The organism is Flavobacterium sp. AC105 (assembly GCF_979258495.1).
The window spans coordinates 3,299,992-3,322,967 of record NZ_OZ409860.1; the positions used below are offsets into that span (position 1 = coordinate 3,299,992).

The window sequence follows — 22,976 nt, forward strand, 5'->3', positions numbered from 1 at the left end:
TAGATAATGAGATAATTTAATTTATGATGTTTATAATTTTTTAATTGAAACATTCTCTAATTGACTCATTTTCTAATTGGCACATTCTCTAATTGACACATTTTCTAATTGGCACATTATCTAATTGACACATTCTCTAATTGACTCATTTTCTAATTGGCACATTTTCTAATTGTCACATTTTCTAATTACCTTTAATTTTCAAAACAAATCTAGTTTTAAGATGAACAATACCACCACAATCAGAAAAGTAGCCATTGTAGGTTATAACCGAATTCCTTTTGCACGCGCCAATACCGCTTACGCAGAAGTTGGAAATACTCAAATGATGACCGCTGCACTAAACGGACTTATTGACAAACACAACCTTAAAGGAAAACTGCTTGGCGAAGTTGCCGGAGGAGCCGTTATCAAACATACGTATGATAATAATCTGATCAGAAGAATGTGTTATGAAAACGTCTCTTGATCCTGCAACTCCAGCTTGTGATTTGCAGCAAGCCTGCGATACCGGAATTGAAAGTGCGGTTTATATTGCCAATAAAATTGCGCTTGGACAAATAGAATCCGGAATTGCCGGCGGCGTAGATTCTATCAGCGATATGCCCATCGCGGTAAGTGAAAAATTGAGAAAGACGTTGTTGAACGCCCGAAAAGCAAAATCATTAGGCGAAAAAATAAAACTATTTTTAAGCCTTCGCCCGAAGGATTTATCGCCTTTGGTTCCTAAAAACGAAGAATCACAAACGGGACTTTCGATGGGCGGACATACTGAAATTACGGCCAAACATTATAACATATCTCGTGAAGATCAGGATAATCTGGCGCTTAAAAGTCATTTGAATATGGCAAAAGCGTATGACGAAGGTTTTTTTGACGATATGATTACGCCCTTTAACGGACTTGAAAAAGATAATAATCTTAGAAAAGACAGCACAATTGAAAAATTAGCGTCTTTAAAACCTGCTTTCGATAAAACAAACGGAACGCTGACAGCAGGAAACTCAACTCCGCTTACGGATGGCGCATCATGTATTCTTTTAGCCAGCGAAGAATGGGCAAAACAACACGGACTTCCTGTTTTGGCGTACATTACTTTTGCTGAAATTGCAGCAATTGAATATGTCAAAAATCAGCAAAATCTTTTATTAGCGCCTTTATTTGCTGCCAGCAGAATGCTCGAAAAAGCAGGATTAGAATTGCAGGATTTCGATTATTATGAAATTCACGAAGCTTTTGCCGCACAGGTTTTAGCTACTTTAAAAATCTGGGAAAGCCCTGAATTAAGTCAGCAATTGGGTTTAAAGAAAGCACTTGGCGCCATTGACCGCAATAAACTAAACGTAAAAGGAAGCAGTCTTGCTGCAGCACATCCTTTTGCCGCAACCGGAGGAAGAATAATTGGCGTTATGGCAAAATTATTAAATGAAAAAGGCTCAGGAAGAGGTTTTGTTTCGATTTGTGCCGCAGGCGGACAAGGTGTTACGATGATTATTGAGAAGTAATTACGAATGTTCTACGAAAGACCTAACAGGTTTTAAATACCTGTTAGGTCTGTTATGCGCAACTATCTTTGTCAAAGTTTTTAAACTTTGACAAAGATTCGACAATCTATAAATTCTCCATCTACAGCAAACCCGACAGGTTTTAAAACCTGTCGGGTTACTGATTTTATACAAATTAACTCCCAGCGGGACGAAATATTTATAGAAAAATAGAAATTCACACAATCGAACCCCATCGGGGTGGTATTACAATTTTCAATAAAATTACTATATCGCTCCGCTGGAGCTTTATTTCAATATCCGTTCTTAACATTACTATAAATATGGTGCTCCTATGGAGCTTGACAAATACATTAACTATTCTACAACAAAACCCGATAAATTTTAAAAACTTATCGGGTTTACTACTTACGAAAATGTCCAACTCTCGTAATTATATTTCATTTAAAAAGCAAATTCTTCAACAGCTGTTATAGCTTTTGGTAAAGCGGTTTCAGCAAAAGCGGGCATTGCGGTTCCTTCTACACGAAAAGTGGTAACATCGGTAATTCCTAAAAAACCTAATACGGTACGCAAATACGGTTCAGAAAAATCATAACTTTTATACGGACCTTCAGAAAAGATAGCGCCGGAAGCAATCGATAAATATACTTTTTTGTCTGTTAATAAGCCTTTTGGTCCATTTTCATCATAACTAAAAGTCTTGCCTGCTCTTGCAACCTGATCGATCCAGCCTTTTAAAACTGCCGGAATTCCAAAATTATAAAGTGGTACGCCAATTACAACAATATCCGCTTCCAAAAGGTCTTTTGTTGCTTCATCAGAGTTTTTAAGGATTTGTTTTTGTTCTTCTGTATGCTGATCAGCAGGCGTATAAACTGCATTTATATGCGAATCATTCAAATAAGGGAAAGGTGTTTTTGAAAGGTCAAGCGTTTGCACTTCGGTTTCGCTATATTCAGTTTTTAATTTTTCCAGGATAGCATTCGATAATTGGTTACTAAATGAAACAGCACCTTTGGTACTTGTTACTATATTCAGAATTTTTTTGCTCATAATATTACGATTTGTTTTATGATACAAACTTATATACATTTGCTATACATTTTATAGTACTATCCTTGAGGATAGCGCTATACTTGAGGATAGTAACATAAATACAGTATAAAAATGTTTAATAAAACAGATCAAATTGAAGACGTGGAGCACTCTCAACAAGCTTGCAACGGAGCATTAATGGCCGTTAGAGATGCTTTGGAAGTTTTAAGCGGACGATGGAAATTACCCATTCTGATCGCTTTGGCTGAGGGACCAAAACGTTTTAAGGAAATTTCAAAAGATATAGACGGAATTACAGATAAAATGCTTTCGAAAGAACTCAAAGATTTGGAAATAAACAAATTGGTAATCAGAACTGTTTACGACACATTTCCGCCCACTGTTCAATATAAAAGAACAGAACACAGTCAATCTTTGGGTAATGTTATTATGGCTTTAAGAGAATGGGGCGTTTTACATCGCAAAGAAATCATTGGAAATTAAATAATTAGGAAGAAAAAGATTAAATTTGGTTTACCCAAATTATTAATCCTATTCTGAATAGTTATGAAAAAAAATCTACTTCCTAAATTCAAAAGGCGACAATTAACACCTTTATTGTATGCTTTATTCTTCTTGATTTCGTGGCAGGCAAACTGCCAATACATCACACAAAACCTTGCTCCTACTGCTGTTATTAAAGAAGGACTTTCTCTGGAACAATCTTCTGATGGCCGAATATTTATTGCAGAAAGGGGCGGAATTGTAAAGGTATTTCAGAATGACGCTGTTTCAACTGTTTTTACCGTAAATACTGTTACGGACAACGAACAAGGTTTGCTTGGATTAACTTTGCATCCTGATTTTGCTACAAACGGCTACATTTATGTGTTTTATTCGATCAACGACGGCGTAATCAGACATAGAATCGAAAGAATAAAAATCGACAATGCAAATCAGGTCGTTAACAGACAAGAAATCCTATTATTAGAACCTATTGGTGCGGGATTTCATAATGGCGGCGATCTAAAATTCTTTAACGGATTTTTGTATGTAACCGTTGGTGATAGTCAGCAAAACACCAATTCTCAGGATTTAGATACTTACAAAGGAAAAATCCTCCGACTTACGGAAGACGGACAGCCAGCGCCCGGAAATCCCTTTTACGGAAGTGGTTCTGTACAAAAACAAAGCATCTGGGTTTATGGTTTTAGAAATCCGTGGAGATTAGTTGCCAATAAAAAAGCGAATAAATTATTTGTTTTGGATGTTGGAACTTCATGGGAAGAAATCAATGAAATCAGTAATCCCGCCATTCGCAATTATGCCTGGGGACATCCGCAAGGAGGCGACGGAAAACAAACGGAAACCAATTTATTTACCAATCCCATCTTTACCTACGCAACCGGAAGTATTGGTAATGCTTTGACCAACGGTGTTTTATACAACCCAACTATTCCTCGTTATCCTAATCTTGACGGAAAATTTATCATTAAGGATTTTGTTCGAAATGCAATTCGTTGGTTCGATCCTAATGTTGCTGATCCCGTTTCTACAGAATTTTACTCGGCACCACAACAGCAAGCCCTTGGAATGATGTTGGGCAATGACGGCTACATTTATTACTGTGCTTACGGAAATAACGGTGCTTTAATCAAACTTGATTATATCGAAACTGCTGCTCCAACAATTGTAAATCATCCGTTATCGCAATCTGTAATGGAAACAAAACCTGCAACTTTTACGGTTTCGGCAAGCGGCACAGGATTAACGTATCAATGGCAATTTAACAATGTAAATATTCCAAATGCAAATGCGGCAACGTATACAATCGCAAATGTTACAAATGTAAATGCAGGAGTATACAAAGTTATTGTGACGAATACTGCCGGAAATGTAACCAGTAATCCTGCAACTTTAACAGTAACTCCTTTTAGTAATGCACCAACGGTTTCGATAATTTTGCCGTTACCCACTTTAAAATGGAATGCGGAAGATATCGTTCATTTTGAAGCCACAGCAACAGATGTTGAAGACGGAACTTTGCCTGCAAGTGCCTATTCCTGGAGTATTGATCTTTTTCATGAAGACATTCCCGGAGCCGGACATTCACATCCCGGAGGAAGTCCGCAAGGTGTTAAATCCGGTGATTTTATCGCATCAAATCAAGGCGAAAAAACACCAAATGTCTGGTATCGCTTTACGGTAAAAGTTACTGATAGTAATGGTTTAACGGCTACTACTTTTGTTGATATCAAACCTAATTTAGTCGATGTTACCGTAACCAGTTCTCCGGCTTTATTGGCTTTAGAATTCAATCAAAAACCCGTTACAGCGCCTTCAACCAAACAAGTTGTGGCAAATGCAACTGTACAAACCCTCAATGCGCCTACTCCGCAATATGTTGGCAATATCAGATACGATTTTGATCATTGGAGTCAGGGCGGAAATGCGAATCAAAACTTCAAAGCGCCGGCATCAGGAACGATAACGTATACGGCATTTTATACCGCAACAACGCTTCCTAATGCGCCTTATCTGGGAACTATAGCTCAGATTCCGGGCACTATTGAAGCTGAAAATTATGATGTTGGCCCAAGTGCTTTTTTGGATAAAAATGGCGGCGGAGATAACGTGTACAGAATTGGCGATGGCGTAGGAACTGAAGCTTGCAGCGAAGGAGGCTTTAATCTTGCTTATGTTGCTAAAGATGAATGGCTCAAATATACGGCAAGAGTAAATACTACCGGAAATTATACCATCAATTTAAGAATTGCATCTCCTTATAATACCAGAAAATTACATCTTGAAGTGGACGGCGTAAATGTAACCGGAACTGTTAATATCCAGAATACCGGAGGTTTTCAGGCGTGGCAAAATGCTGTACTTTCGAATGTCGCTTTGACGGAAGGCGTTCATGTTATTACTTTATATTTTGAAGAAAACGACATCAACATCACTAAAATGGAATTTATCCTTACGGGAAATACTGCTTCTCCAATTGCTGATTTTGAGGTAAATACTCCAATGGGATGTGTGAATACACCTGTTACTTTTACTTCGGTTTCAGTAGGAACGGTAGATAATTATGTTTGGAGTTTTGGCGATGGCGCACAGCCTGCAACCGCAACCGGAATTGGCCCGCATAGTGTAGTTTATAGTACCGAAGGAGATAAAGAAGTTTCCTTAACAGTTACAAATGCAAATGGCAGTAACACCAAAGATGTTTCTTATATGGTTCATAATTGTAATCTTGGCGTAGAATTCCCCAATGAAGAATCAAGTAAATTAAAGGTTTTCCCAAATCCTTCAACCGGAATATTTCATTTATCGAAAGAATCAGAATGGAGCGTTTTTTCTCCTTTAGGAATCAAAATAAAACAAGGAAAAGGAAGTTTAATCTCTATTTCAGAACATCCAACAGGAATTTATTTTGTAAAAACAAATTTATCAACTAAAGCAATTTCTATTAGTAAACAATAGTTTATAATAAACAATTGTCTATGATTTGATTTTATTAATTTAAAACCCGTTGTATAGCAGGAATATGCCGTACAACGGGTTTATAATATTGATCAAATTTCTTTCTCTTGACTCTTTAATCTATACTCTATACTCTATACTCTATACTCTTGACTCTTGACTCTTGACTCTTTTATTCCTCATACATTTCCATCCAAAGTCGGGTTTCTTCAAGATCCAGTTCTTTTTCTATTTTACGAAAAATCTCTTCATTTACAGAACCTGCTTTATGCATCGTTTCCAGTTGCCCGCGTTCCACATTTAATAAATCAATTTGAAGTTTAGTGAATTCGTTGAAGATTTCCCCTCCCATCAATTTTCCTTTTCCAAAGAAATTTGCCGGAAGTTCCGTTTTCTGCAGCCTATTGAATTTTACTTCATATTTACTTTTGATATTGTGAAGCAAATCGTCGTTTAATAATGAAAAATGATCTTCGATATGATTAATGGTTTGCGAAACTACTATATTTCTAATCTCATATTCTTCGGCCAATATAGAATAAGGTTCCAATTTAAGCTTACGGATAACCCACGGAAGCGTAAGTCCCTGAACAACCAAAGTCGAAAGTATGACACAAAATACCAGATAAATAATAAGATCCCGTAACGGAAATTCCTGATTGCCATTCATCGTTAAAGGCAAAGCCAACGCCGCCGCCATTGATACAACGCCACGCATTCCTGCCCATCCAAAAACAATCATATTCCGGTAATCAAATTCCTCCTTCCTGATTCTTTTACTAATAAATCTCGGAACCAATGTCGCCGGAATAACCCATAAAAAACGCACCAAAATAACGACAATACTTACCGTAGCGCCCCAAATAAACAAAGACATTCCTGAATAATTACTGATTCCGGAAATAATCTGACGAAGCTGAAGTCCGATTAATATAAAAATCAATCCGTTTAAGATATTCGTTAAAATACTCCAGATTGTTCCAGCCATGATTCGGCTTTCATGAGTAAAAATCATACTTGATCTTGCTGAAAGATACAATCCCGTTGTTACAACAGCCAAAACGCCAGAGCATTCAAAATGTTCTGCAATTAAGTAAGATGCAAAAGGCGTTAAAAGCGTCAGTGTTGCTTCGATAATATCATCGCAGACAAACTTTTTATGAATAATACTCATGACATAACCTACCAATAAACCAATCGCAATACCGAGTGTTGACATGATGAAGAAATTCAATCCTGCCTGCCATAAAATAAAATTTCCCGCAGTAATCGCCGCCAAAGCATATTTGTAAGCCACCAAACCACTGGCATCATTCAGCAGACTTTCGCCTTCAAGAACCGCAATAAGCCTTGGGTGCAAACCTAATCCTTTGGTAATTGAAGTTGCAGAAACGGCATCCGGAGGCGAGACAATTGCACCTAATAAAAATGCCAACGGCCACGAAATATCATCTATCAGCATATGTACTGCAACCGCGACAGCAACGGTTGTAAAAAGTACCAACCCAACAGCGGCAAGCGTTATCGGCCGAATTGCATGTTTAAAATCTGTCCAGCTTGTGTACCACGCAGCATGATATAAAAGCGGCGGTAAAAATATAATAAATACAACTTCAGGATTTAAGGCAATTACCGGCAAACCCGGAACAATACTAATAATAACTCCGCAAAGCACCAAAACTATAGGAATTGGGAAATTATATTTTTTGCTTAAAAGACTCAGGAATGCAACCCCAAACAGCAACATAATAATGACCGTTATATTTTCCATTTTAGATGATGTGAATTGGTTTATTTAATTAAATATTCTTTTTTGAAAAGTACTAATATAATATTTTATGTTAATTATAATATGCTAGATTCAATTTTTCTAAATCAATCAAAAGTGTAGTTCCTACGGGACAATTGCATTTTGGGGTAATTTTTTTTCTACCGCCATTTAACTCCTAACGGAGTATATTAACGATGACATAATACCTCGTAGAGGTTACATGTTGGTAGAAATAGATTTTTTGTGTTTTTAATTGTCCCGTAGGGACTATACTAACACCAATTATATGTAGTCCCTATGGGACATTTATTGATAACGTCATTTTATTTTCTACCGACATTAACCTCTACGAAGTATATTATTATTGACTAGATACTCCATTAGGAGTTAAATGTCGGTAGAAAAAATAATTCCCGCAAAATTCGATTGTCCCGTAGGGTCTACATATCTAAACCTTTAATTATTTTTAACACATAGCAATTACACCCCGCACGTTAATTATATTTGTATTCTCATCAACTAACTATTATAAAATTGAACTTTTAAATATGAAAAAAAGTCTGACCGTACTTTTATTACTCATTTCATTCCTTTACTGCACAAAAACGATTGCTCAAAATTCAAAACCTAATATTGTCATTATCAATATGGATGATATGGGTTATGGCGATACGGAACCTTATGGAATGACGGGAATTGCGACTCCAAATTTTAATAAAATCGCACAGCAAGGCATGCGTTTTACCAATTTTAATGCTGGTCAGGCCATTTGTACAGCATCAAGAGCGGCTTTATTAACAGGCTGCTACCCAAACCGAATTGGAATGTCCGGCGTATTGCTTCCGGGAGCAAAACATGCCCTTAATCCAAAAGAGGAAACAATAGCTTCACTTTTGAAGAAATCAGGCTATAAAACTGCCAATTACGGCAAATGGCATTTAGGAAATGAGTTGCCATATTGGCCTACAAATTATGGTTTTGATGAGTTTTTCGGGATTCCGTATTCACATGACGTTTGGCCAATTGATTACGACGGCTATTCAAAAGTTACAGATCCTAATGATATGCGTTCCGGCTTTCCTCCGCTTCCGCTGATTAGCAATACGACGATTATTGATACAATTCAAAATATAAAACAAGCGTCAACATTAACCACACTTTTTACTGAAAAAGCGGTTGGTTTTATAAAAAAGAATAAAAAAAAGCCGTTCTTTTTATATCTCACACATCCTTTGCCACACGCGCCTTTGGCAGTTTCAGATAAATTTAAAGGCAAAAGCGATTTGGGTCTTTTTGGAGATGTTATCATGGAAATTGATTGGTCGATTGGTGAAATCCTGAAAACACTCGACAACGAAGGTCTTACCAAAAACACGATTGTAATTTTAACGAGCGATAACGGACCGTGGTTGGTTTTTGGAGATAATGCAGGATCTTCGGGCGGATTTAGAGAAGGAAAATCGACTACTTGGGAAGGCGGAACAAGAGTCCCGTTTTTAATTCGCTGGCCGGGAAAAATCGAAGCCGGAACGGTAAACAGTTCGCTTTTTACAAATATGGATTTATTGCCTACAATTGCTGCTATTACGGGTTCTGCTTTGCCCGAAAATAAAATTGACGGTTTGAATTTTCTGCCTTTACTGACCGGAAAAACAAACAAAGGCCCAAGAGATACTTTTTATTATTATTTTGGAGTAGGAAGCAATAATCTCGAAGCGATACGATACAAACACTGGAAACTGATTTTTCCTCATAAAGGCACAACGTACAACAAAACATTGCCCGGAAAAGACGGTTTTCGCGGTCAGGGCGCAACTGCAGATGTTCCGATGGCATTGTATGATCTCTCGCATGATCCGGGAGAAGCGCGTGATGTACAGGAATTATATCCTGAAATTGTAAAACAAATACAAGATATAGCCGAAACTGCCCGAGAAGATCTTGGAGATGATTTAACCAAAAGAGTTGGCAAAAATGTTCGAAAACCAGCAATTATAAATTAAAAACAAAGCCTGATTCTCTCCGAATTGGGCTTTTGTTTTTTATACAAATTTTAAAATCCGATAAATACTACAAGATCATTTTTTGCTTAATATATTAAAAAAAAACAGCTGTAAAAAAAATTTAGTATTGTACAACTACATTTATTTTCAGTAGTTTTACGACCTGATTTCCCCAAATAAACAATCAGTACATAATGGCCAATAACAAGAATGAATTGCTTCGGTTTTTAGATGCTCAGAATAAATTATACTTAGTAGCTCTGGAAGAAATTAAAAAAGGAAAAAAACAATCGCCGTGGATGTGGTTTATTTTTCCTCAGATAAAAGGAATGGGATCAAGCGACACTTCTAAATTTTACGAAATTAAAAATGCAGATGAAGCGATTGCCTTTTTAGAACATCCAATTCTGGGAAAACATCTTATTGAAATTACAGCCGAATTAATCAAAAAAGAAGAACAAACCGCAGAAGAGATATTTGGACTTGCTGATCATGAAAAACTACAATCCTGCATGACACTTTTTGCAAGTATTCAAAATACAGAACCTATATTTCAAGAGGTATTGCATAAATATTTTGACGGATCATCTGATTTTCATACCCTTCAATTGTTGTATAGCAATCTATAACTACATCATTAAAACTGCATCATCACATCATCTGTTTTTTCGCCATATAAGTGATAAGTTCCTATTATAGCTTGGTTTTTCCTTGCTATAAATGTGACATGCTATAATATATTTTATAAAAGAATCAGAAAAAACTTAAATTTACTTATATCATTTATATGGTGAATCCATTTATTTTATATTTAATTTTGCATTTTAAAATTTATATCGTAATATTGCGATATTAAAATATAAATTTATGGGAGCCACTAAAACAGAGCATTTTACAGATAAGCAAAATCAGATTGCAACAATCGCCAAAGCATTAGGGCATCCGGCAAGAATTGCAATAATTGAATATCTCTTAAAAGTAAATGAATGTATTTGCGGTGATATTGTAAATGAATTACCATTGGCCCAACCAACTGTTTCACAACATTTAAAAGAGTTGAAAAACGCAGGACTTATAAAAGGAAATATTGAAGGAAATGCTATTTGTTATTGTATTGATGAAACAACTTTCGATATTCTAAAAAGCTATTTCTCCAATATTATAGCAGTCGTAAAAGATCAAAAATGCTGTTAAGGCGTTTTTTTAATTAACTATATCGCAATATTGCATTATAACTATAAATAAAAAAAATTATGAAACTATCAGAGATTAAAAAAATACTTCCGAATTTAGAAAACGTAGCGTTTCAATTGGAAAACGGAAGTTTTGTCCCGGAACATTTTCATGTGACGGAAGTGGGAATAATTACTAAAAACTTCATTGATTGCGGTGGCGTAATTCGCAATGAGAAAGCTGTAAATTTTCAATTATGGAATGCAGATGACCTTGAACATCGTTTAAAACCGGCGAAACTTCTCCATATCATCAACCTTTCTCAAGAAAAATTACAAATTGAGGATTTTGATATCGAAGTCGAATATCAAAATGAAACAATTGGCCGATATGATTTAGAATTTAACGGTGAAAATTTTATCCTAAAAAATAAAACTACAGCGTGTTTAGCGCAAGATGCGTGCAATGTTCCGGCACAAAAAATAAAATTGACAGCATTACATTCAGATGCCAATAATTCATGTTCGCCAAATTCAGGTTGCTGTTAATATGAATGAGAAATTAATTAAATATAAAAAACCAATTATTATCACAACATCTGTAATTGTATTGCAGTTTATTTTTGGCTTTGAGCCGAAGTTTTGCATAATCAATCTCATTTGGCTACTCGTTTAAGTTATGACAAAGAAAATTCTGGTACTCTGCACAGGAAACAGCTGCAGAAGTCAAATTGCCGAAGGTTACCTAAAACACTTTTTAGGCGCTAAAGCAGAAGTTTACAGCGCTGGTATTGAAACACACGGCGTAAATCCAAGAGCTGTTGCAACGATGAAAGAAGATGGAATTGATATTTCAAATCATACCTCAAATCACATTGACGAATATGAAAATATTAATTTTGATCTTATACTTACTGTTTGCGATAATGCGAAAGAACGATGTCCATTTTTTCCTTCAAAAGCTCAAAAAATTCATCAAAACTTTCCGGATCCGGCCAAAGCAACAGGATCTGAAGAAGAAATTTTAGAAGAGTTCAGAAAAGTGAGACAAATGATAAAAAAATATTGTGAGGAATTTACAAAACTTGTAGCATAAACTTGTTTAAACAAATTTATTAAAATATGGCTTTAGGTACTGGATTTACAAAGACTAAAACCTCAACTTTATTTATTTGACAACTCTTTATAATATTTACTATTCCTTTATTGACGTATAAAATGACTTGGCAATCATAATACAATTGGCATTTTTTAAATTTGTTTGAAAACAAAGAAGTAGCTTTAAGCCGATTTTAAAAATGTCACTATGAAATTAGAACATATACAAATTCAAACAAACGACATTCAAAATACTACACTATTTTATCGGGATGTTCTTGATCTTCCAATCATAGAAAAAACGTCACAATCGGTTACTGTCAAAGCGGGAAATTCGATTTTAAAATTTGTCGAAAATCCTGATTTTAATTCCATGTATCATTTTGCATTTAATATTCCTGAAAATAAACTGGACGAAGCAATTGAATGGTGCAACAACAAAGTAGATTTAGTCGTTATCGAAGATATACGCGTAATTGCCCATTTTGAAACCTGGAATGCCAATGCTGTTTATTTTTACGACAACAATGGCAATTTATTAGAGTTTATCGCAAGGCATGATCTTGATAACTTTCAGATTAAGGATTTCAGTTCTAAATCAATATTGAATATTAGTGAAATTGGTATTGTTGATGAAAACCCAATGGAATTAGGCGAAAAATTGATAGAAAAATATGAATTGGAGTTTTTTACCAAAAATTACAACAGCGAAAATTTTGCTGCAATTGGCAACGATGATGGTTTACTGATTATTGTACAGCCTTATCGCAATTGGTATCCAACGCAAATTCCTTCAAAAAGGAATCATACAAAAATTAGAATCGAAAACAATAATAAACATATTGATTTATTTTTTGATATAAAAAATCCCGATCAATTATAATCGGGATTTTGCTTTTTAATCTTGATGATTTATTTAATAATCTTTTTAACCACTACTCCATTTGTAGTATAAATGCGCATCATATAAACCCCTTTTTTCAAAAATGAAACATCCATAGGCATTTGCTGTGGTTTTATTCTTTTTATTAATGCACCGTTTACAGCATAAAATTCAACTTCAAGAATTGTATTTTCAGGAGCATTAATACTCAGTTCATTTTCTGTTATTGGCACAGGATAAATGGTAACTTCATTTACATTAAATACTTGTATTGATTCGTCGATTGTTTTTTTCTCTGATAAAATTTGATCAGGAGATTTCATTTCATTTTCATTATTTAATATTCCACTTGTATCTTCAACTACTTTTTTTGTTTGAGGATTGTTATCATAAACTGCCGTAATAACAACATTTAACGCTTTTGCAGGTATTACGCCTGAATAAGTAACACCAAATTCTTTACTGCTTACATTGTCTATATTTATATCCCAATAACTAAAAGTGTGACTGGCTTTGGCTTTAGCCTCTAACGTATAGGAAAGACTTTGCAGGTATTTACCTTTAAAATTATTGGCCAGTTTAATAGTATTTAGCAACACATCGCCTTTTTCAAATTCATTATTTACATCAAAAGTCATTTCGTTTCCGGTTAATCCAAAAGAAGATTTAACGTGTTTTGTGGCATACGGCTGTCTTTTGCCCCAATACTCTTTTAATGTCTGAATATTCTTTTTCCAGCTTGATAAAGTTGGCACAGATGAATGTACATCATGTGTATAGGAGATTTCATTTTCAATATTTCTTGCAAGACTGTCAATAATTGGCGTTGTTCTCGCCGGATTAAAAGTTTGATAAGCATGAACAATATATTGACCCGCAAATTTTTGCTTGAACTGTGCATTTTTACAAAGACTATAAAAAACATAACCCATAGAACTTGTTGAACTTTTTTGCGTACGTGTTATATTATTATCGGCTGATGAATATACAATCATCGCTAAATCAGCATCGTGCAAAATGTAACGCCATTTTGTTTTGTTTGCATAAGGTCGCCAGGCTTTAATGTTATTATCCGGCTGATCGCGATTATTGATATAGGTTTGTACCAAAAAGTAATTCAAAACTTCTGGTTCATCTATGTATTTATCAATGTATTTAAGGTAATTGGCATCTGTTTTAAGATCATTAGCCTTCAAATAAGCAATCATTTCATTCCATTGGTTCATATTTCCCTGAGAAGCCCTTATAGAAGAATAATCATTGTGTTTTCCCAACAAATCATATTCAGTTTGCTCTAAACCATAATTAGATTCCAGATAATCTTTTTGGGTTCTTTCCCTGATATTCATCAATCCGTTATAATTACCGTTAATATAAACAACAGCAGGTTCATAAGCTCTTCGGTCAATATCCATTTGATCTTTGATCAGAACATGTACTAAAGCGTCCTGCATCATTGTTTTACTTCCGTCCTGACCTGAAGTCCTCAAAGTAATTGATTTCCTTTTCTGACCTTTCTTTTCATTAAAGAAATCATATTTCAGACGGTTATTTCCCTGAAATCTTTTATCAGCAATAATATTAAATTGTTTGTGTTCTTTGGCACGTTGGCTTGCGGCAAAGATTTCAACATTCATCTGATAATTAAAATTGGATGTTCCGTTTTGCGATGGAAAAAACTCAACATTTGAAGGTCTTTTCATAATCGCATTATTATAGTTTCTCCAGATTCCGAGTGTTCCGTCTTTTCTGTATTTTTCATTTATGGCAACAGAAAAAACCGGCAAACTTATGTTTCTCTTGTTTTGAAGATAGGATTGAGAAACAACCGTACTTGGCAAATAACCTGCAGAATACGCCTTTGCACGTATAACTGCATTTGTAACCGCAATGGGACCTGTGTATAAAATCGCTTTATTGGTAAGCATTTTAGCCGCATCTGTAATCTGAGTTGCAGGATCAAAAGGTTCATCTCCGTTTAAGGTGTAATAAATTACTGCTTCCGGAGTTTTGCTCGTTAAGGTAATTTGTTTTGGACTATTGATAAATCCGCCTGGTTCGCTAAACAAAGGTTCATCGACGCGCTGTGTTGCAGGATAACTTTTTGTATTGGTTGTTTTTGGAGTTGGATAGGCCATTAAACCCCATTCTGTACCGCCATCAACTATTCTGGCATACGATATATTGCCGTTGTTTAAGGTTGGATATGTAATTTTATCTACCAGATTTTTAGCGGCATCAAACATATATATCGTACCGCCTTTTGGCTCCAGCCTGAAATTGGCATTTGTACTCGTATTTGCCTCATCAAAATATACGAGAAAATATCCGGTTTTGCTAATACTTGCACTCGAAGTGGTGATTTGCCATTTTGCTGGCTGATTTAAATCATCTGAAAAATAATAATTCCGGAAATTAACCGTAGAATTTGAAGGATTATATAATTCTATCCAATCTGAAAAATTATATTCTTTTGGGTCGTAACTCATCGTGTTGCTCACCATAACCTCATTAATCTTAATTTGAGCCGTAGCAATACCTGAAGCCGATAATAAGAGGATTAATAAAAATAAAGGTTTTAAAATTTTGTGTAAAGTTCGAATCATAATACTGGTTGTGTAAAGTTTAGATATAAAGGATCAAATATGCTTTTAAATCTCACTAATTATTACCAATAGAAGTTTTATGAATAATAGTAAAAGACATTTATCTTTGTAATACATCACAATAAAAAAATCCAAATGCCATTTGTCCGAATCAGTTTGCCGAAGAGACTTTCACAGCAAACAAAAAATACAATCTCATTAGCTGTTCATGAATCTTTAATACAGGAATTTCATATTCCGAAAGATGATTATTTTCATATTATTGAAGAATTAGAAACTTCGCAAATAAAATATCCTGAAAGTTATCTCGGAATTTCACATTCAGAAAACATTATTTACGTTCAGATTACAGCCGGAGAAGGCCGAACTTTAGAACAAAAGAAAAAATTGTATCATGAGATTGCTGTCAGAATTTCATCGGAAACTGAAATTACGATTAACAATGTCATTATTGTTTTATTAGAGAATAATGGACGCGAAAATTGGTCTTTGGGAAATGGAGAAATTCAGGAACCTAAACATTTAAGGAAATAAACTGTAATACTTATTCAAATAATTTCTAAAACGCCTGTAAATAATGGGATTACAAAAATTAAAAGTCACTTAAATTTTAAATTTATTCCTTTATTTTAGCTTATATTGCTTTTTATGTGCTAAGATTTTTTCAAAAAAAGCTCATAATTTAACTAAACAGCTGTTAAATCTTTAATAAAAGTTAATTGTTAATATTCTAGGAAAACGTATATTTGAGTAAATAGAATAGTAAATATCGTGCAAAAAGAATCAAAATCACACAGTTTTATATTTCCAAAAACTCCTACAGGAGTAGACGGCCTCGATGAGATTACAGATGGTGGATTTCCGAAAGGACGACCTACATTAATCTGCGGCGGGGCCGGCTGTGGAAAAACATTGTTATCGATGCAATTTCTTATTAAAGGGATTACAGAATACAACGAACCAGGGGTTTTCATGTCTTTTGAAGAACCCTCAGATGACCTTACTTTGAATGTTAAATCCCTTGGTTTTGACCTTCAAAAATTAAAAGCTGATAAAAAACTTATCGTAGATTACGTTAGGGTTGAAAGATCAGAAATCGAAGAAGCAGGAGAATACGACCTTGATGGTTTATTTATCCGATTAGAACATGCCATAGATGCTATAAAAGCGACCCGTGTAGTTTTAGATACTATCGAATCCTTATTTTCCGGTCTGGATAATCAGGCGATTCTCAGGGCAGAACTTCGACGATTGTTTCATTGGCTTAAAGCAAAAGGCGTAACAGCCGTTATTACCGGCGAACGAGGAGAAGCAACACTTACACGCCAGGGATTAGAAGAATATGTATCTGATTGTGTAATTGTCCTGGATCATCGTGTTATTGAGCAGGTTTCGACGAGAAGGCTTCGAATTGTAAAATACAGAGGTTCAACTCATGGTACAAACGAATATCCGTTTCTTATTGATGAAAACGGGATTTCTGTGCTTCCTATTACTTCTCTTAAACTAAATAATGAAGTTTCTTCGGAAATTGTGCCTACAGGACTTCCCGGATTAAATGATATGTTTCAGGGCGGCGGTTTTTATCGCGGAAGCAATATACTGGTTTCCGGAACTGCAGGAACTGCCAAAACCACGATTGCGTGTTATTTTGCGAATCAGCAGTGCGAAAACAAAGAAAAAACAATCTACTTTGCTTTTGAAGAATCGCCTCAACAATTGGTTCGAAACATGAAATCGATTGGTGTTGATCTTCAAAAACATATTGATAATGGTAATTTGCAAATACATTCTTCACGCCCTTCGCTTAACGGTCTTGAACTGCATTTGCTGACGCTGAGAAAATACATCAAGGAGTTTAAGCCAACAACAATTATTATTGACCCAATTAGTAATTTAATTACCGTAGGCAGTCAGCATGAAGTACGTTCGATGCTGGTAAGGCTTATCGATATGCTAAAAGTCAATAATATTACAGCTCTTTTTACTTCTTTGAACAAACAAACGGATAATGTCAGACCTGATCTTGCCGAGGAATCTGTATCATCATTAGTAGATACCTGGATTACGGTTCGTGATATGGAAGGAATTGGCGAAAGAAACCGTGGAATTTTTATTGTGAAATCAAGAGGAATGGGACATTCTAATCAGGTTAGGGAATTTGTTATTACCAATAAGGGAATAGAATTGCTTGATGTTGAATTAGGTCCGCAGGGAATTCTTACCGGTGCTGCCAGAAAATCACATCAGTTCAGAAAAACAATATCTGATATTAAACTTCAAAATGAAATTAGCCGAAAAGACAGGGAAATTGAACGCAAACGTAAAGTTCTTGAAGCAAATATAGAAGCACTCAAAAACGAGTTCGAATCGGCAGAAGAAGAATTGAGTATATTGAAAGCAACAGAAGAATTGCAGGAAAAAATGTCTGCTAAAAAAAACAAATAAAATGAAAAAAGAAGCTGTAGCCGAATGGCAATTAAGGCTTTATATAGCCGGTCAAACGCCCAAATCTATTACGGCACTTGAAAATATAAAAAAATACGCCGAAGAATATCTTAAAGGAAAATACAGCATTGAAATTATTGATTTGCTTAAAAATCCGCAATTGGCAGAAGGGGACCAGATTTTGGCTGTACCAACATTGGTCAGAAAATTTCCGGAACCTATTCGTAAAATAATAGGCGATCTTTCTAATGAAGAAAGAGTACTTGTTGGGCTTAATATTAAACCCATAAACGCTTAAAATATGGAAAATTCATCTGATGGTACAAGTACGACCAAACATAAGTTCTTGCTTTTTGTTGCGGGTATGTCTGTAAAATCAGGCCACGCCATAGAAAATTTGCGTAAAATATGCGACAAATATCTGGCAAACAATTACGAATTAGAGATTATAGACATCACTCGTGATACTAAACAGGCTGTGATTCATCAAATTGTAGCAATACCTACATTAATAAAAACAAGCCCTGCTCCGCAAAGAATCATTTTAGGTGATTTATCAGATAAGGAAAAGGTATTAAGAATACTAAATATACACGAATAATTTGAAGGAAAAGAAAATAAATATTGAATCTTTATTAGCCGAAACAGATGCGCTAAAAGAACAGCTTTATGAAGCTAATAGTATTGTTGATGCCATAAAACAGGGGGATGTTGATGCTTTGGTACTGAATAACAATGGGGTTCCGCAACTTTATTCATTAGAAACAGCCGATTATACTTTTAGGCTGCTTATTGAAAAATTTGGACAAGGCGCTTTGAGTATTTCAAGAAACGGGCTTATATTATATTGTAATGATCATTTTTCTAAACTTATAGGCATTCCGTCAGAAAAAATAATTGGCAACTATATCTATGAATTCTTTAATAATGAGGACAATTTTGTACCGCTTATCGAAGCTTTGAAATACGGAATTACAACGCATGAAATTTTATTTAAAACCAATTACAGTACAAAAACTTTTCCTGCCAATATATCTTTAACAGATCTTGAGCCTGCTGTTCAGGGAATTGGAATTGTAGTAACGGATTTAACAGAAAAGAAAAAACACGAAAACTCATTAATTCAGCATCAAAAAGAGCTGGAACAAAAAATTAATGAATTAAACAGAATAAATGCTAATCTGGAGGAATTTATTCACGTAATCTCACATGATTTAAAAGAGCCTTTAAGAAAGATTGTCATGCATAACGGAAGAATAGATGCCAGTTCACTTTCTGAAACGGATGCCAAATACCTCAATATAATGAAATTATCAGCATTGCGATTGAACTCGCTTGTCGATGATTTGGTTAATTATTCGTCTCACACAGCGCAGGAAGAACGGACTCATATTAGTTTAGTCGATATTATTACAGAAGTAAGCGATGATTTGGAAATTGTGATAAAAGATAAAAAAGCTGTTATTCAAATTGGAAAATTACCGTCTATAAAAGCTTCTAAAGTGCAAATGCGCCAGCTTTTTTCTAATCTGATCTCAAACGCCATTAAATATAGTAAAACGGATAAATCGCCGGTTATTGAAATTGCTCAGATAGATGATCTTAAATTAGAAACTCCGGAACGTAATGACGGATTTATCAAAATTCAGATAAAAGATAATGGCATTGGAATGGAAAAAAATCATCTTCTTAAAATTTTTACCATTTTTCAGCGTTTACATGGCAGAAATGAATATTCAGGAAATGGTATTGGTCTTGCCATTTGTAAAAAAATTATGGAAAATCATTCAGGAAATATAACTGTAGAAAGTATATTGAATGAAGGAACTACATTTAACCTTTATTTCCCAATTTAAATGTCAAACTTGTACAATTTACATATTATCATTGCCGAAGATGATGAAGATGATGCAGATGTAATATCTGAAACTTTTAACAAAAACCCTAATTTTAATAAAGTAACGCTTGTTTCAAATGGAGAAGAACTTGTAAATTACCTCAAAGAATCTTCTGAAAAAATGCCCGATGTGGTGCTCACAGACATAAACATGCCAATACTTGACGGAATTGAAGCGCTTCAGAAAATACTAAATACCAATGATTTAAAAGATATCCCGTGTTTTGTTTATTCGACAAGTATAAATCCTTCTTATAAAGAAAAATGCGATTTGCTTGGCGTAAAAGCATATCTTATCAAACCTTATTCTATCGAAGATTTTGATGAAATTCCTAAAAATATACTTTCGCTAATAAAGTGATATTTTTTTGAAATAAATAGCCCTGAAATAAAATCAAAAAGGGGAATTGTTTAGAACTATTCCCCTTTTCTTCTAAAAAAAATATTTAAAATACAGATTGCTCTTATAATAATGGCTCTACATAATTTAAAATCTGAGAGTCGGTTTGCGAATTAAAAGAAGACTGAACCAATTGCACCGTCAAAAACAAAGTCTCGTCTTTTAATTCCATTTTTACATCATCATTATGGGCTGAATTTGTAAAATGAATTGTACGCACTTTTTCCTTTAGGGCTTCTTTTCCCATATCATCAGAACATATTTTTTTTACGAATGATTCTACATCATCAAAAACAATATCCAATCGCGATAAAGGATATTCATCATAAGCCGTAAAAGTATTCCAATCAATATCTACCTTAATATCATAACCCGCCCTGTCTTTTAATTTTGCTTCAAAAGCCGGAAGTTTTTCTACTTTAATCGATTCAGCTAAACGCTTTTCTGCTAATCCCATGTTTTTATGTTTATGAATTATAATGACGCAAATTTATCATCGCCGTTACTATCATGCATCATTATAAATAGTGATTTTGTTTTTTTGATTTTAATTATTTGTGGCAAATTTGGATTGTCAAATCTTTGTCAAAGTTTAAAACTTTGACAAAGATAGTTGCGCATAAAAACCTGTCGGGTTTAATAAGTTGCTTAAAAATCAATGATTTATTAAATCAATTTTTCCTTTATTATTCAAAATTTCGGTTACAATTGCAGATTCATAACCCATTTTCAGGGCTTTTTTGGCTTCTTTAATTGCTTTTGCCGGATCTCGCAGTTTATAATACATTTCGGCAAGATTACTGGTATAAGCAGGTTCTTTAGGGTTTATGGCAATTGCTTTTTCAAAATAAGGCAGGGATTCTTCATAACGAAGTTCGAGGTCCAAAATGCATCCAAAACTATTATAAATATGAGCCAAAGCCAAAGGTTCATGCTGCGTTTTCTCTATAAAATAATCTCTTTTGGCATAACAAGCTTCAAAACCTTTTGTGTACCACAATAAACGCGCTTCGAGAAAATAAGTAAAACCATATTTAGGATCTTTTGCCAATAAAAGATCGCAGTTTTTTTGTGCTGATTTGTAGTCTTTATTAAATACAAAATCCCAGGCTTCTTTTAAGATTCTTCGTTTTTCATCATCTTCCCATTTATCCACTTGTTCTTCGTCCATATCTTTTTTATGGCGCTCATTTATATCAATTTCCCAATCTGTAAAAATTATTTCCTGATCGTTTATCACCAGAGAAAATACCAATTCCTTTTCGGAAACATTTTTGAAATCGAGCGAAAACAAAACAGCAATTTCTTCACCAGATATATTTCTATCAATAATCCGATTCAATTTTTGGACATCAATATACAAAGTCAGCCACGGAAATAAATAAGATCCTCTGTAAACAAAAGTTATTTTTCTGGGAAGATATCTTAAGTCAGAAACCGCTGCAATATCCTTTTCGATTCTGTAATTTTTAAAAGAAGTGTCGGTGATTTCAATAAAATTACGTTCGTCTAAACCTGAAAAATTAAGATTCCAGAAAACCAATTTATTCTCAAGTTCAAAACGTTCCTGAATATTTTCTGCCGTTTTTATTTTTTCAATTAACTCAGAAAAATTTTCTTCTGTACTGTAATATCGGTGTGAATTACGATGTTTGTCAATCTTTGCTTTTTGGTTTTCCATACTAATTTCGGTCGGAATAGTTGTGGGATAATCCAATAAAACAACATCTTCATTGTACAATTTAAAACCTCCGTTTTGGTACAAATGCAAATACATTCGTTTTGCTTTTTTACCTCTCAGGCTTTTAGATTCGTTCGACGGATATTTTTCTTCTTCCAGTTCTATTTTATCAGAAGGAAAAGGCACATTTATTCGATAATATTGATTTTCAACAATCGAATACCAAGCCATTTCGAACTCATTTGTACCAAACGGAATATTGATTAAGCTCGAAAAAACCGATTTCTGCAAATGGTAATATTTTGATGTGAGATCCATTTCTGCCAGTTCTTCATCAGAATAAAAACAAATATCATTTTCTAGTTTTATATCCGAAATAAGACTTTTAGAAGCATTTTTAAAAGCAATTGAATCAATATAAGTCAGCAGTTCCCTGTCATGATAAACGCTAAAAGAAGCTTTAAAATAAGTATCTGCCAGATGTTTTCTGGAGTAATAATAAGATCCAAAATAATGCACATAATACGCAATTGGACTTCCTAACAAAATTATCAGCCAAATTAAAAAATACAGTTTATTAAATTCGCCGGTTTCCTGATATTTAACCAAAGCGTAAACGCCGTAATCTACAAACAGTAAAATGGCCAATGTTGTGATAAATCCCATCAGGAATTCGAAAGTTATACTGGAACTTGATTTTCCATAATAATAGAAGTAAAAACAGCCACACCAGGCAATTGCAGCATTAAAAAATAGCGCAAACCCAATGCCTGAAAAGTACAATAAACCATAACTAATGAGAGCGGCAACAAACAATAATCCAATAGGGAAAAATATTTCTCCGCTAAAATAAACAGGTTCTACTTTTTGATACGAACGATACTTTTTCATTTACTTTTTCTATTTCCTAATAAAGGCCAAATTTAGAAGATAGAAAAAGGAGAGATATCACTATAAATGATGATTTTAATCGAAGGAAAAAACGAAATAT

19 protein-coding genes and 1 pseudogene are annotated in these 22,976 nt (G+C 34.4%); 15 read left to right on the forward strand and 5 right to left on the reverse strand.

The annotated features are described in order from the left end of the window. Positions 1–223 precede the first annotated feature (223 nt). A pseudogene (locus ACZ0AH_RS13420) lies at positions 224–1,505 on the forward strand (acetyl-CoA C-acetyltransferase). Positions 1,506–1,949: 444 nt separating this feature from the next. On the opposite strand, the gene ACZ0AH_RS13425 reads toward ACZ0AH_RS13420, so the two are convergent. Beyond that, on the reverse strand, positions 1,950–2,561 hold the full coding sequence (locus ACZ0AH_RS13425; protein ID WP_463476303.1) for an FMN-dependent NADH-azoreductase: 612 nt from the start codon (positions 2,559–2,561) through the stop codon (positions 1,950–1,952). 114 nt (positions 2,562–2,675) lie between these two features. On the opposite strand from ACZ0AH_RS13425, the gene ACZ0AH_RS13430 reads away from it, so the two are divergent. Together ACZ0AH_RS13430 and ACZ0AH_RS13435 are read left to right on the forward strand one after the other, a co-directional pair. Next, positions 2,676–3,047: a winged helix-turn-helix transcriptional regulator gene (locus ACZ0AH_RS13430; RefSeq protein ID WP_463476304.1), complete on the forward strand. Its 372-nt coding sequence runs from the start codon at positions 2,676–2,678 to the stop codon at positions 3,045–3,047. Between the two features lie 63 nt (positions 3,048–3,110). Continuing rightward, positions 3,111–6,026 (forward strand): PQQ-dependent sugar dehydrogenase, encoded by a 2,916-nt coding sequence (locus tag ACZ0AH_RS13435; protein WP_463476305.1) that lies wholly within the window; start codon positions 3,111–3,113, stop codon positions 6,024–6,026. 172 nt (positions 6,027–6,198) lie between these two features. On the opposite strand, the gene ACZ0AH_RS13440 is transcribed toward ACZ0AH_RS13435, so the two are convergent. Next, entirely contained in the window at positions 6,199–7,797 is a 1,599-nt protein-coding gene (locus ACZ0AH_RS13440) for a Na+/H+ antiporter (RefSeq protein WP_463476306.1), read from the reverse strand. Positions 7,798–8,345: 548 nt separating this feature from the next. On the opposite strand from ACZ0AH_RS13440, the gene ACZ0AH_RS13445 reads away from it, so the two are divergent. From ACZ0AH_RS13445 to ACZ0AH_RS13470, 6 genes are all read left to right on the forward strand, one after another. After that, the gene (locus tag ACZ0AH_RS13445) at positions 8,346–9,800 is read left to right on the forward strand and encodes a sulfatase family protein (protein ID WP_463476307.1); all 1,455 of its coding nucleotides are present in this window, start codon (positions 8,346–8,348) and stop codon (positions 9,798–9,800) included. 194 nt (positions 9,801–9,994) lie between these two features. Next, positions 9,995–10,429 carry a DUF1810 domain-containing protein gene (locus tag ACZ0AH_RS13450; protein ID WP_463476308.1) on the forward strand — a complete coding sequence of 145 codons (435 nt, stop codon included), beginning with the start codon at positions 9,995–9,997 and terminating at the stop codon, positions 10,427–10,429. Positions 10,430–10,667: 238 nt separating this feature from the next. Continuing rightward, entirely contained in the window at positions 10,668–10,994 is a 327-nt protein-coding gene (locus tag ACZ0AH_RS13455; protein WP_463476309.1) for an ArsR/SmtB family transcription factor, read from the forward strand. 59 nt (positions 10,995–11,053) lie between these two features. Next, positions 11,054–11,521, forward strand: coding sequence for a DUF6428 family protein (locus ACZ0AH_RS13460; protein WP_463476310.1), 468 nt, complete (start codon positions 11,054–11,056; stop codon positions 11,519–11,521). A 130-nt stretch (positions 11,522–11,651) separates the two neighbouring features. Further along, complete coding sequence (locus ACZ0AH_RS13465; RefSeq protein WP_463476311.1) at positions 11,652–12,068, forward strand: arsenate reductase ArsC; 417 nt, start codon at positions 11,652–11,654, stop codon at positions 12,066–12,068. A gap of 210 nt (positions 12,069–12,278) precedes the next feature. Then, positions 12,279–12,953, forward strand: coding sequence for a VOC family protein (locus ACZ0AH_RS13470; RefSeq protein ID WP_463476312.1), 675 nt, complete (start codon positions 12,279–12,281; stop codon positions 12,951–12,953). A gap of 29 nt (positions 12,954–12,982) precedes the next feature. Here the strand turns inward: ACZ0AH_RS13470 and ACZ0AH_RS13475 are convergent, their stop codons facing one another. Then, positions 12,983–15,559: a CotH kinase family protein gene (locus ACZ0AH_RS13475; RefSeq protein WP_463476313.1), complete on the reverse strand. Its 2,577-nt coding sequence runs from the start codon at positions 15,557–15,559 to the stop codon at positions 12,983–12,985. Between the two features lie 135 nt (positions 15,560–15,694). On the opposite strand from ACZ0AH_RS13475, the gene ACZ0AH_RS13480 reads away from it, so the two are divergent. The 6 genes from ACZ0AH_RS13480 (at position 15,695) to ACZ0AH_RS13505 (ending at position 20,265) form a co-directional block, all read left to right on the forward strand. Further along, on the forward strand, positions 15,695–16,093 hold the full coding sequence (locus ACZ0AH_RS13480; protein WP_463476314.1) for a tautomerase family protein: 399 nt from the start codon (positions 15,695–15,697) through the stop codon (positions 16,091–16,093). Positions 16,094–16,330: 237 nt separating this feature from the next. Next, complete coding sequence (kaiC, locus tag ACZ0AH_RS13485) at positions 16,331–18,007, forward strand: circadian clock protein KaiC (RefSeq protein WP_463476316.1); 1,677 nt, start codon at positions 16,331–16,333, stop codon at positions 18,005–18,007. Between the two features lies 1 nt (position 18,008). After that, positions 18,009–18,305: a circadian clock KaiB family protein gene (locus ACZ0AH_RS13490; RefSeq protein WP_463476317.1), complete on the forward strand. Its 297-nt coding sequence runs from the start codon at positions 18,009–18,011 to the stop codon at positions 18,303–18,305. A gap of 3 nt (positions 18,306–18,308) precedes the next feature. Then, positions 18,309–18,608, forward strand: a complete 300-nt coding sequence (locus ACZ0AH_RS13495; protein ID WP_463476318.1) for a circadian clock KaiB family protein — start codon at positions 18,309–18,311, stop codon at positions 18,606–18,608. A gap of 1 nt (position 18,609) precedes the next feature. Then, on the forward strand, positions 18,610–19,863 hold the full coding sequence (locus tag ACZ0AH_RS13500; RefSeq protein WP_463476319.1) for an ATP-binding protein: 1,254 nt from the start codon (positions 18,610–18,612) through the stop codon (positions 19,861–19,863). Continuing rightward, positions 19,864–20,265 carry a response regulator gene (locus tag ACZ0AH_RS13505; protein ID WP_463476320.1) on the forward strand — a complete coding sequence of 134 codons (402 nt, stop codon included), beginning with the start codon at positions 19,864–19,866 and terminating at the stop codon, positions 20,263–20,265. 103 nt (positions 20,266–20,368) lie between these two features. On the opposite strand, the gene ACZ0AH_RS13510 is transcribed toward ACZ0AH_RS13505, so the two are convergent. Continuing rightward, a complete protein-coding gene (locus ACZ0AH_RS13510; RefSeq protein ID WP_463476321.1) occupies positions 20,369–20,761 on the reverse strand; it encodes a hypothetical protein in 393 nt (130 codons plus the stop codon). A 198-nt stretch (positions 20,762–20,959) separates the two neighbouring features. Continuing rightward, positions 20,960–22,876, reverse strand: coding sequence for a tetratricopeptide repeat protein (locus ACZ0AH_RS13515; RefSeq protein ID WP_463476322.1), 1,917 nt, complete (start codon positions 22,874–22,876; stop codon positions 20,960–20,962). Positions 22,877–22,976: the final 100 nt, after the last annotated feature.